The organism is Parabacteroides caecihominis (genome assembly GCF_023656785.1).
Classification (GTDB): domain Bacteria; phylum Bacteroidota; class Bacteroidia; order Bacteroidales; family Tannerellaceae; genus Parabacteroides; species Parabacteroides segnis.
The window spans coordinates 48681-60580 of the sequence record NZ_JAMOKS010000017.1 but is presented as its reverse complement, the minus strand read 5'-3'; the positions used below and the strand labels follow the sequence as shown (position 1 = coordinate 60580).

Genomic DNA, 11900 nt, shown 5'->3' with positions numbered 1-11900 from the left:
ATTTTTTTTGTAAACATACCTCTCCTGAAAAGTCCTTAAAAATAGAACATTCTTTATTAATAACATCTCCCATAAAGTAGTGTAGAATCACAAAAATGCTATTTATAGCTAAAAAAAATATCAGGTTGCTGCAACTAGTTGCAACAACCTGATAGAGATCTTATAGTTATATCGGATTTTAGTTCAAACTTATTTCACTAAATTCAAACCAATTTCTAATTTAGTTGTTTTATTCATTGCTTCGGGGAATGAATCCAAGAGTCCTTTTACAAAAGCTCCCATTCCACCTAAAGCATTATCTTCAATCATACCGGATAGCATTGGAAGCAACGGTACGATTTTATCAACAAGCTCTTTGTCGATATATACTCTTGCCGAATTTCCATCAGAAGCCATTTCATAATTTACAGGTATTCCATTCTTAACTAATTCTATTAATGGATCAAATGATGATTGTTCTGATTTTGATCCTGCTATGATCTTTTCCAAATTCAAAAAGACGAGAATCTGAGTCTCAGTTACATTATAAGCTGCGTAACCTTCTTCTGAAGTCTCCCAAGACGGAGTCACTGGTTTATCCAGACTAATTCCACTTTTAGAATAAGATGCTACAATTTGTCCGTTATCCTGAAATGTAACATTTTGAAGTACTTGTCCTAAAACTAAACTTCCTAAAGGACCAGCAAAAGCCGGTATTGATTCTATCGGCAAAAAGCCTCCTAACAAAGTCCCATCCTCGGCTTCCCAAGTCATGAATAGCGGCCCAGAAACAAAACTATCATTTTCGTCTTTCTTTATTTCTGCTAATTTCCATGTTCCAGCAATAGGTGCTGTTATTTTCAATTTAACATCCAGTGTCAAAATTCCAGATTCTACCGACCCCTTCACAGATACAGTACGTAAATCTGTCTTATTTTCACCTTCTAAAGCATAGTTTTCTCCTGTTTTAAGCATTTTAGCATCCACTGTAATTTCAGCTTCGCCTGGAATAAGTTTTGTTAAAACGACACTTGCTGACTCTGCAGAATTAGCAGTTACTTTTACAGATTGATCTGAAACTTCAGTGCCATCCAAGCTTAACTTAAGTGTCTCTGCAGAATATGTAGCAGAAACAGCTTTCCAACTGTCATCTGTTTTTTCATCATCATCACTACAAGCCGTAAACAGGCTCACAGAGCAGATCAGAGCAAACAAGTACAATAAATTTTTCTTCATTATTTTTTTAAGTTTAATATTAATTGGGTGCAAAGATAGTTATTATTCCTTTTCAAAGTTAAGGTCTGTAATAATAATTATGCCATTCATACTTAGGAAATCACTATTGATTTTTAACACTATGTCCCTGCGTAGGCAAGAAAGTGAAAGTCAAACTAACCAACAAACCTGCCATATATCTTGAAGAAGGTGGCTGCGATTGATCGGAGATTGAGTAAGAAAAGGCAGCTGGAATAAACCAACTGCCTTTTTTCATTCAAAAAATCGTGATGCTATCATTACTTTTGCAGGATCAAAGTGACATGTACATCATCCGTCTTTTCGAGGATACCCGGAATTTGTGCCATAACAGCCTTGATATTATCAGGTAATTTACCCAAAATCAAACCGGACAAATCTTCATCGGTCAGCAAAGCAAACAGTTTTCCCAATACGTCATATCCGAGAGTGACTTGCGCCGTTCCGTTGGAAACGCTGTAACTCAAAGGAACACCGTCCGAAAGGTAAGGAGCGATCAGCTTAATCGCTTCCAGGAATTTCAAGATTTCACTGCTACCTATATCCGCTTTAGACTTGTTAGCCTCTACAGTTGCCAGGATCTGGGCAATATTTAATTGCACATATAATTTATTATTTTTGATGTAATACTGTGCCAGGTTAAGCGGGGAAGACTGCCAGTCGGATGCTCCTTTTTTCATATAACGGGCAGTAATGTTTCCGTCTTCTCCGTATGAAATGCTTTCAAGTACTTGAGGCAGCATAGGGCCTACAAATTGTCCAATCATAGGAGCGGCCATCGATACAGGAATCGGGCCGGAGATTCCGGAGATACCTAAACCACTCAGGTCGATCGTTGCGTCACCTGCCGACCAGACAAGGTTCAACGGCTGTGCCGCCAGTTTCCAGTTACCAGTCAGGTCATTCTTCGGCATGGTTACGTTCAGGGAGAGGACCAGCTTGTCTTTTTCCACACTGCCGGTGTATTTTACTTCACGTCCGTTGCCTGAATCTGTTCCTTCAAACGTATATTTTTCTCCGGATAAAGTCAGGGGTACATTCGATATCGTCGTAGTAATTTCTCCCGGAATTACGCCGGGAACCAGATTAGGAATTAATGCGGATTTCGATCCGCCATTGATAAGTCCGTTAATGACACTCATGTCAAAAGTACCTTTCATCGTGAGTGTAGCCGTCTTACCGTCTTTTGTCTCAAAAGAAATTTCCTTGCCCAACAAAGCGACATTGCTATACTTCAAATCTAGATTTTCACCGGAGTAAGTGGCATTTACTTCCAAGCCATTCGGATCTTTCGAATCATCATCATCGCTACAAGCGGTAAACATATTTAACGTACAAAGCACGGTAAACAAATACAAAAAACTTTTCTTCATAACTCTCTTTTCTTTATAATAAGTTGCACAAAGATAAATGATTTGCTTGTTAGAAGAAGTGTGTTTGATTTAAAATTATCAATCATCTATGCCAATAGAAATAGCTGAACTATAACATTCTCCCCATAAGAGTGGGTGTTTTTCCCCATTGCAATGGGGATTATTCCCCTCTATTAGGGGGAAAATTCCCCACATAAATAAAAAAGGTGGGGAATTTCTAAAGGAGAACTTACCTCGGCAAATAACAGTTTGCTTCCTTTCATTTGTTCTAAAAAAGAAATGCAGAAGACTCAAATATTGTCAGAGTTGAACTATTTTTTTTAATGGGGTATCCCATGCCGCAGGCTCTATTTTGCCGTCAGTTTCAACTGACGGATAGATAAATCTTCCGGTTTTACCGGATTCCTCTGTGGGTTTTAACCCCTTTTCCCTTTCCTGAGTGTTATTATAATGAAAGGGGATAAATCCCACAGAGGAAGAGGCTTTGCCTCCTGTATTTAGAACCGTTGGTTGAAACCAACGGCAAAAGAGAGCCTGCGGCACGAGGCGAGCCTCGTTTAATAAACCTTCTTAAAACCCAAAAAGCGCCGGCAATAAATATTGCCAACGCTTTCCGAAAACTTAATCTATATACTAATTACTCTACCACCAACATCTTATCATTGACGGCCATCTTGTCGCCATTCTCTATATAAACCTCTTTCACCACCCCGTCTATCGGGCTGCGTATCTCGTTTTCCATCTTCATGGCAACCAGGACGCAGAGAGGGGTTCCGGCTTTTACTTCGTCGCCGGGTTTTACATTTACTTTCAGGATTACTCCCGGCATCTGGGCCGTGATGACCTGGCGGCCGACAGCTACCGACTGGATACGCGACAGGCGCATCTTCTTCAGCTCGTCGATCACCTGTACCTGGAAGTAGTCGCCTTTATTCTTTACTTCGTACATGTCGTCGCGGATATTGGTGATCTGTACGCCATGCGATTTATGATTTAGGATAATGGAGTGGATACTGTCGCCACCTACATTATAATCGACATCATATATCTTTCCGTTTACGGAAACTTTCTTTACCGGGCCGTCTTCCAGTATCTCCACTTTAAATTCGGTGTCCGGCATATCATTTACTGTTGCAAAATAAGTTGCTAATGCTTTCGGCATAATCTTGTCCTCCCCTTTTTAATAGTTATTGGCAGTCATCTGCAATTTACCGTAATATTTCCATAAGGATTCACCGACCAGCGGAACTGTTGTCATACGGGCGGCAGCCTCTTTCTCCTGTTCAAAATGTTTGATCGCTGCGGCGATAACGGCAACCAGCGGGTCATTGTTCTGACGACGTTTCAAATCTTCCTTATCGAACTTGGTGTCGATAAAGGTCGTATCGTAATTCCCTTTCAGGAACGTTTCGTTGTGCAACACACGCTGGTGGAACGGGATAGTCGTTTTAATACCCAGTATCTTGTATTCACGAAGGGCACGGGCCATATTGGAGATGGCCGATTCGCGATTACGTCCCCAGGTGCACAGCTTGGCGATCATCGGGTCGTAATGCAGGGAGACTTCAAATCCGGCATAGGCGGCACTGTCCAGGCGGACATTACGTCCTTCGGGAGCTTCGCGCACTTTGATGATGCCGGGGGAAGGCATGAAATTGTTTTCCGGGTCTTCCGCATAGATACGGCACTCGATGGCAGCACCGCGAAACTCTACATCTTCCTGTTTATAAGGCAACGGATTTCCAGCGGCAACCAGTATCATATCGCGTACCAGGTCGACACCCGTAACCTCTTCCGTCACCGGATGCTCCACTTGTAGGCGGGTATTCATTTCCAGAAAATAGAAGTTCTGATCTTTATCCATCATAAACTCCAATGTTCCGGCACTGTAATAACCGATCTTTTTACAGGCTTCGACTGCCACGGCAAGCATCTTTCTGCGGGTTTCTTCCTTGACAAAAGGCGACGGAGATTCTTCGATCACTTTCTGGTTTCGGCGTTGGATGGAACATTCGCGTTCATATAAATGAATCACATTTCCATACTTATCGCCTAAAACCTGTACTTCGATATGGTGCGGATTCTCAATATATTTCTCGATATAAATGGCATCGTTTCCAAACGAATTGCCAGCTTCGGAACGTGACAGGCGGAAGGCTTCTTCCAGCCCTTCTTCATCACGAACCAGACGCATTCCCTTACCGCCTCCTCCGGCTAACGCCTTCAGCATAATCGGGTAGCCGACTTCTTTGGCGACCTTACGCACTTCGTCGATATTGTTAACCGGCTCTTCCGTCCCGGGAACAACCGGCACACCGGCTGCTTTCATGATCTTACGGGCTTCCGTCTTGATTCCCATCCTGGCTATCACATCGGCACTCGGACCGATAAAGATGACACCTTCTTCTTCGCAGCGACGGGCAAAATCGGCATTCTCCGAAAGGAAACCGTAACCCGGATGGATGGCTGCACCCGTTTTCCTGGCAATCGCCAGGATCGCATCGGGTTTAAGGTAAGAAGTATCTGATTCATCTTCAGAGATACAATAGGCTTCTTCGGCATACCGAACATGCAAGGCTCCCCGGTCTACATGGGTGTAAATCGCAACGGTGGGTATATTCATTACGCGGCAGGTACGAAAGATTCGCATCGCAATTTCGCCGCGGTTGGCTACTAGTACTTTCTTAATCATAATCGTTCGCGTATTAAAGTGGTAAATTGGAATGTTTCTTCGGCGGGTTAGACTGCCGTTTGTTGGCAAGCAACTCGAAGCTGCGGATCAAGCGGGCACGGGTTCCTGATGGTTCGATGATTTCGTCTACATACCCCAATTCGGCTGCCCGGTATGGGTTGGCGAACTTTTCACGATAATCGTCCTGTAGTTCCTTACGTTTCTTTTCCACATCTTCCGCCTTTTTCAGTTCTTTACGGAAAAGGATATTTACAGCACCATCCGGTCCCATGACGGCAATCTCGGCGGTCGGGTAAGCGAAATTGATATCGCCGCGGATATGTTTGGAACTCATCACATCATAGGCACCGCCATAGGCTTTACGGGTAATGACCGTTACCTTCGGCACTGTCGCTTCACAATAAGCATAGAGCAATTTGGCCCCATGACGGATAATACCTTCATATTCCTGATTGACGCCCGGAAGGAATCCCGGAACATCCACAAAGGTCAGCAGCGGTATATTGAACGCATCACAGAAACGGACGAAACGGGCGGCTTTTACCGAAGCATTAATATCCAGCGTTCCTGCCAGAACTGCCGGCTGGTTGGCTACCACACCGATCGTTTTTCCATTCAACCGGATATATCCGATCACAATATTTTTGGCATATTCTTCCTGCACTTCAAAGAAGTTATGATCGTCGGCCACCGATTCGATCAGTTCCTTCATATCATAGGGCTGATTCGAATTGGTCGGGATCAGATTATTGAGTTGTTCGTCAATGCGGTTGGCACTATCCGTCGTAGGAATGAAAGGCGGTTCCTCCATATTATTGCTGGGGAGGAATGACATGAGTTCACGTATCTTCAGGATACAATCCATATCATTATCGCCGGTGAAATGAGCCACGCCTGAACGGGTGCTATGTACTTCCGAACCTCCCAGGTCCTGCATGGACACTTCTTCCTGGGTTACACTCTTTACCACTTCCGGCCCGGTAATAAACATATAACTGGAATCTTTCACCATAAAAATAAAATCGGTCAACGCCGGTGAATAGACTGCTCCTCCGGCACACGGCCCCATAATGGCACTGATCTGCGGGATTACCCCCGAAGCCATTGAATTGCGTAAAAAGATTTCGGCATATCCCGCCAACGAACGGACACCTTCCTGGATACGGGCTCCTCCGGAATCATTCAGTCCGATAACAGGCGCACCGAGTTGCATCGCCATATCCATGATTTTACAAATCTTCCGGGCATACGTCTCTGAAAGGGCACCTCCGAAAACGGTAAAATCTTGGGCAAATACAAATACGGTACGTTTACCGATTAAACCATATCCCGTTACAACCCCATCTCCTAACGGGCGTTGTTTTTCGAGACCAAACTCTGTACACCGATGAGTTACAAACTTGTCGACTTCTACAAAGCTACCTTTCTCAAGGAGTAATTCGATTCGCTCGCGGGCTGTTAACTTGCCTGCTGCATGTTGTTTCGCGATACGGTCTTCGCCGCCTCCCAGCTCTGCCTGATGGTTCAGAGCCGCCAATTGTTCAATTTTCTCTTTCATGGCGATGTCGGTTTTTATTGATTGATGAACTTTAATTCACTTGTTAATCTGTCTTTTGCAAAAATAAGATGAACAGACGGCTTAAACTGTGTGATAAATTACACCGTGAAAACACTCCGTGTCTTAATTCCCTTACAATGTAAACATTTGAAACTACGAAACAGTTACGGAAACTGATCGAATTTATCAATGAAAGTATTGATGAAATTTATCCAAGCTGCTTTTAATGCATAAAAAAACCTCCCAACGGCACCCTGTATGCCATTGGGAGGTCTGAAATAAAGTAAAAACAACAATCTTTCTAACAGGATTTACCTGTCATAATATCTAATACCAATTTATCTGTTTCTTCCATTCCGCGGGAACCTATCGCCGTCAGGTTCGAGATCGACTTGTCCACATCTTCGTCGATAATACCTTCTACCGGAGTCACCACCTTATTCTCCATTGCCATCAAGGCTGAGATCATGGCAGTAGAGACACCGCTCGACACCTTCAATGCGCAACTCGGTTTTGCCCCGTCGCAGATCATTCCGGTAATATTTCCGATCATATTCTTGATTGCATACGATATTTGCATCTTGCTTCCTCCCATCAAGTAAGTGATGCCGCAACTGGAACCCGTGGCAGCCACAACGCATCCGCATAATGCAGAGAGACGCCCCAGGCTCTGCTTGATATAAATAACCATCAGGTGGCTGAGCATCAGGGCACGTATCAACTGCTCTTCCGTACATTTGATATCTTCCGCAAACGAAAGGACCGGCAACGTCGCCGCAATTCCCTGGTTGCCGCTGCCGGAGTTACTCATAACCGGAATCATCGCCCCGTCCATACGGGCATCGCAGGCGGCAGCTGTCATAACCAGCATGTGGGTATAGGCAGAGTCACCCATATATTTCTTGCCGTATTCGCCGGAAACAGTTTTGCTGACGGTATGCCCATAATGTCCCTGTATGGAAGCCTGGGCGGCTTTCTTATTCAGATCTGCCGTTTCAAGGATAAAACGGATATCATCCAGAGGCATTTCCATCGCAAACTCATATACGGTAGAGAAAGAGAGTTTCAATTCATCTCCGCCGCATGGCTTATCGTCCGTTGCATCCGACTGACGCAGATCGGTCAAAACTTCCCCGTTTTTCTCTACATATATAATATGCGTATGTTCATGGCAGATAATAACCCGGGAAGTCTGGTCGCCTGCCGTGCAGATCACTTCGATATATAACTTGTCGACATTTTCCTTCAGAGCAATATGGATGATCTTTTCGTCTATCATGGCTTTTCCGGCCTGTAATGCTTCCGGCGTGATGTCACGCAGCACTTCCAATTCGTACGAAGATTTACCGATCAGTGTTCCGAGAGCGATCGCGATAGGCAATCCCACCATTCCTGTTCCGGGTATCCCCACTCCCATTGCATTCTTCAGGATATTGGCACTGAGTAATACGTCTATCTTTTCCGGACGTTCGCCCAATACCTCGGCAGCTTTCGCGGCAGCCAAAGCCACAGCAACCGGTTCCGTACAGCCAATAGCGGGGATTACCTCCTGATGGATCAGTGATATGATTTGTGATTTTGTTATATTATCCATGACAGCGATGTTTTATGCGTTAGATTATTCATGTTTCCGGCAAAGGTAATGATTTCTAATTTATGTTATATGTTTTGCTAAATTAAGAATGAAAATAATATCTTCGCACCGCCTAACTCACAGGGTGATAAAGGCTACTAAATGAATAATGATAAAAAAGATTGTTTATGGAAAGGAAAAAGATTGTTTTCTATGGGTTAGCCATGCTCGTCGCATTGGCATTAACAGTAAAAGTACTGATTCCCGCATCACCACCGGCTATTTCACCGCCGGAAAAACTATTGTTCGGAAATGATGACCTTCTGAACCGTTCGCTCCCCTCGCTTGAATATATCAAAACCCTTCAACCGGAAAATATCCCCGGCTTACACACCGTTTCGCTTTATTCCCGCAACGACTCGCTGAAACTCGACTATTGTTATCCCGACACACTGATCACCCGATTGATCGCTCCTACTATTTCTCCAACACAAACAGATCATCCGGATCATCAATACCAGACATTCCTGGCCACCATACCGGAAAAACAAAAAGGCTTCTTTAGCATAGAATATCCGGAATTATGGATTCCATTGGTTCTTTGCTTCACCTGCCTGCTTTGTCTGTTCACCGGACGAGTCTTGTACGTGGTCACCGGCAAGCTCCGGCAGAAATGGACAGGCCGGGATACCGACAAGCCGCAACCGCTCCCGGTCCGGTGGGGAAACGGCAAATGGAAACAGGCGACGGATACGGCAGTCGGCCTATGTATGAGTTCGTTTATCATAACCGGATTGCTCTCCATGTCGCCTATCCCGAAATGGCTGGGCGATACTCATACGGCAGCAGAACAGGACCGGCTGCATCCGCCTCTCCTACTAGATAATTTCAGTATGGAACCTTACCTGCTTTTGCAACCGGATGCTTACGGGACATCCGCTAATGACGGGGAAAAGATTTGTATGCTAAAGTTGCGCTCCTATCTGAATAAGCCGCTGGTAGAGATTATACGTCAAAAGGGGAATAATGCCGTGCAGTCTGAATATATTTATGCCGCGAATAACGTTCCGCAACGTTTTATTGTCACACGCCCCGATATCGTGCATTCGCTGCAAAAATTATATGGGCCGAAAATACCGTTGTTACGCATATCGAAGCTGAAAGAGTATGATGAATATTACCGGCCTGAGTCCGAATCGAAAACATTACCCTTGCCGGTATACAAAGTGGAGGTAGACAACAAAACGCAGGATCTTTATTATTTCCCGTCCTCTGCCCCGACTTATTACCACTATAATTCGAACACGAAACTGAGGAAAAAGATATCAGATTTTGCCACGTATTGAATTATAAGTAATTTTGGCTTCGTTTTCTAATCATAACACAAAGAATGAATCAGATATACGAAGAACGGCTGGGTACAGACCGTATGCTACCTCTTGTCTTCCGGATGGCATTGCCTGCGATAGTTGCCCAAATGGTAAACCTGCTCTACAATATTGTAGACCGTATTTATATCGGGCATATTCCGGGAATAGGCACACCGGCGCTTGCCGGCATCGGGGTAGCCGGTTCGATTATTATCCTGATTTCCGCATTTTCATCCATTGTTGCAGGCGGAGGTGCTCCGCTTGCAGCAATTGCCCTCGGACAGGGAAACCGGCAACAGGCCGGAAAGATACTTGGGAACGGCTTTATACTATTGCTGATCTTTACCGTGCTGACTTCTACCCTCGCCTATATTTTCATGAAGCCGATCCTGCTGTTCACCGGTGCCTCGGAACAAACACTCGGATATGCCACTGATTATCTTTCTATCTATCTGATCGGTACGTTATTTGTCGAAATATCGGTAGGCTTAAATACTTTCATCAATACGCAAGGACGTCCGGGTATTGCCATGTGGTCGGTAATGATAGGTGCCTTCCTCAATATCCTGCTCGACCCGCTTTTCATTTTTGGTTTCAACATGGGGGTAAAAGGAGCGGCATTAGCCACAATTATTTCACAGGCCGGCAGTGCCATCTGGGTGTTGTCTTTTCTGACTTCTTCCCGCGCCTCCCTTCGGCTCGAAAAGCAGTATATGAAACCGGACAGGAAAGTGATCGGGGCGACTCTGGCTTTAGGCATATCACCTTTTATCATGGCCAGTACGGAAAGCCTGGTAGGTTTTGTGCTGAACGGTATGCTAAAGACATTCGGCGATATTTACGTGAGCGCGTTGACCGTTATGCAAAGTTCGATGCTCTTTGTCAGTGTTCCGCTGACTGGTTTCGCCCTGGGGTTCGTGCCTATTGTCAGCTATAATTACGGGCATGGGAACAAAGAAAGGGTAAAAGAATGTTTCAGGATCGTAGTGACATTCATGTTCCTGTTTAATTTTGTCCTGATGTTGCTGATGATTCTCTTTCCTTCCGTTATTGCTTCGGCTTTCACTTCGGATGAAGAACTAATACAGACTGTGAAGCAGGTTATGCCTGTATTCCTGGCTGGTATGACCATTTTCGGCTTGCAGCGTGCCTGCCAGAATATGTTCGTTGCCCTGGGCCAGGCTAAGATTTCCATCTTTATCGCATTACTCCGCAAGGTTATCCTGCTTGTTCCGCTAGCCTTGATCTTACCACATTTTATGGGAATGATAGGCGTCTATGCGGCAGAAGGTATTTCCGATGCAACGGCGGCTATCTGCTGTACGATCATTTTCTTTATACAATTTCCGAAGATACTGAACAGGATGACCGGTGTATGATAAATTTCACTCTTTCCCCAACGTTTCAACAGTAAATGTTTCCGCCCCCGTGCCATTGCCGCGTCCCTCTTCCAGGCGTACACTGAAAACGACTGTGCCTGTTTGTAATTCGGGAGAAGCACGTACTGTGACTTCGTAAGTGATAGGAGTATCATGGGTAACCCGGGCAATCCGGACAGGTTCGGATAGTTCCAGGTTTTCTCCTTCTTCCAGTTTGACTACCGGAAGAACATTCAATGCATCCTGAAAACTGTTATTCACGATTACAAAAGAGATACGACAGGTTTCTCCCGCATCGATTTTTTGATTATAGGTGATGCTATCTTCATCCAGAAGAATATCCTCTATCTGCAAGTCCGGAAGAAGGACGTGAGACGACGGTGTATATTTCGGACTTCTCCTTACAATATGCGTTTCCTCTTCCGTACTGGCTGCAATCGAAGCACCGGCAACGCCACCCACAGCCGTTCCTATAAACGCACCTATTTCACCACCATTCTCATCATTGATCGCCTCTCCTATCAATCCTCCGAAAAGCCACCCGATAAAAGAGCCGACCTGTGCTCCAAAACCGACCCGGTCTTCACTACTCATATTCCTCATGGAGCCGCAACCCGGCAGAAGCAATAAAGAGAGCATTATAGATAGAATCACATTTCTCATATAAAAATTCTTCAGTTTGACTTTATGACATCGGAAAGAGCAAAAACCCCCATTCAATT

Annotated in this window: 9 protein-coding genes; 2 read left to right on the top strand and 7 right to left on the bottom strand. The window is 44.7% G+C overall.

All coding sequences use genetic code 11. The annotated features are described in order from the left end of the window. Positions 1–189: 189 nt before the first annotated feature. From NBH14_RS15470 to NBH14_RS15445, 6 genes are all read right to left on the bottom strand, one after another. Positions 190–1215, bottom strand: coding sequence for a DUF4925 domain-containing protein (locus NBH14_RS15470; RefSeq protein WP_186960518.1), 1026 nt, complete (start codon positions 1213–1215; stop codon positions 190–192). 278 nt (positions 1216–1493) lie between these two features. Then, positions 1494–2606 (bottom strand): DUF4925 domain-containing protein, encoded by a 1113-nt coding sequence (locus NBH14_RS15465; RefSeq protein WP_186960519.1) that lies wholly within the window; start codon positions 2604–2606, stop codon positions 1494–1496. Positions 2607–3243: 637 nt separating this feature from the next. Further along, the gene (locus NBH14_RS15460; RefSeq protein WP_186960520.1) at positions 3244–3768 is read right to left on the bottom strand and encodes an acyl-CoA carboxylase biotin carboxyl carrier protein subunit; all 525 of its coding nucleotides are present in this window, start codon (positions 3766–3768) and stop codon (positions 3244–3246) included. Positions 3769–3786: 18 nt separating this feature from the next. Continuing rightward, entirely contained in the window at positions 3787–5298 is a 1512-nt protein-coding gene (gene accC, locus NBH14_RS15455; protein WP_186960521.1) for an acetyl-CoA carboxylase biotin carboxylase subunit, read from the bottom strand. Positions 5299–5311: 13 nt separating this feature from the next. After that, positions 5312–6856 carry an acyl-CoA carboxylase subunit beta gene (locus NBH14_RS15450; protein ID WP_186960522.1) on the bottom strand — a complete coding sequence of 515 codons (1545 nt, stop codon included), beginning with the start codon at positions 6854–6856 and terminating at the stop codon, positions 5312–5314. Positions 6857–7157: 301 nt separating this feature from the next. After that, on the bottom strand, positions 7158–8450 hold the full coding sequence (locus NBH14_RS15445) for an L-cysteine desulfidase family protein (protein ID WP_007656511.1): 1293 nt from the start codon (positions 8448–8450) through the stop codon (positions 7158–7160). Between the two features lie 167 nt (positions 8451–8617). Here NBH14_RS15445 and NBH14_RS15440 point away from each other — a divergent pair, with 167 nt between their 5' ends. Continuing rightward, entirely contained in the window at positions 8618–9775 is a 1158-nt protein-coding gene (locus tag NBH14_RS15440) for a hypothetical protein (protein ID WP_250817625.1), read from the top strand. Positions 9776–9819: 44 nt separating this feature from the next. After that, the gene (locus NBH14_RS15435; protein WP_186960523.1) at positions 9820–11178 is read left to right on the top strand and encodes an MATE family efflux transporter; all 1359 of its coding nucleotides are present in this window, start codon (positions 9820–9822) and stop codon (positions 11176–11178) included. A gap of 6 nt (positions 11179–11184) precedes the next feature. Here NBH14_RS15435 and NBH14_RS15430 read toward each other — a convergent pair whose 3' ends face one another. Continuing rightward, the gene (locus NBH14_RS15430; RefSeq protein ID WP_186960524.1) at positions 11185–11841 is read right to left on the bottom strand and encodes a YMGG-like glycine zipper-containing protein; all 657 of its coding nucleotides are present in this window, start codon (positions 11839–11841) and stop codon (positions 11185–11187) included. Positions 11842–11900 lie beyond the last annotated feature (59 nt).

Excerpts from the sequence above, each read along its gene's own strand:
- accC (WP_186960521.1), bottom strand. The coding sequence starts at position 5,298 with ATGATTAAGAAAGTACTAGTAGCCAACCGCGGCGAAATTGCGATGCGA.
- NBH14_RS15450 (WP_186960522.1), bottom strand. The coding sequence starts at position 6,856 with ATGAAAGAGAAAATTGAACAATTGGCGGCTCTGAACCATCAGGCAGAG.
- NBH14_RS15430 (WP_186960524.1), bottom strand. The coding sequence starts at position 11,841 with ATGAGAAATGTGATTCTATCTATAATGCTCTCTTTATTGCTTCTGCCG.
- NBH14_RS15440 (WP_250817625.1), top strand. The coding sequence starts at position 8,618 with ATGGAAAGGAAAAAGATTGTTTTCTATGGGTTAGCCATGCTCGTCGCA.
- NBH14_RS15435 (WP_186960523.1), top strand. The coding sequence starts at position 9,820 with ATGAATCAGATATACGAAGAACGGCTGGGTACAGACCGTATGCTACCT.
- NBH14_RS15465 (WP_186960519.1), bottom strand. The coding sequence starts at position 2,606 with ATGAAGAAAAGTTTTTTGTATTTGTTTACCGTGCTTTGTACGTTAAAT.
- NBH14_RS15445 (WP_007656511.1), bottom strand. The coding sequence starts at position 8,450 with ATGGATAATATAACAAAATCACAAATCATATCACTGATCCATCAGGAG.
- NBH14_RS15460 (WP_186960520.1), bottom strand. The coding sequence starts at position 3,768 with ATGCCGAAAGCATTAGCAACTTATTTTGCAACAGTAAATGATATGCCG.
- NBH14_RS15470 (WP_186960518.1), bottom strand. The coding sequence starts at position 1,215 with ATGAAGAAAAATTTATTGTACTTGTTTGCTCTGATCTGCTCTGTGAGC.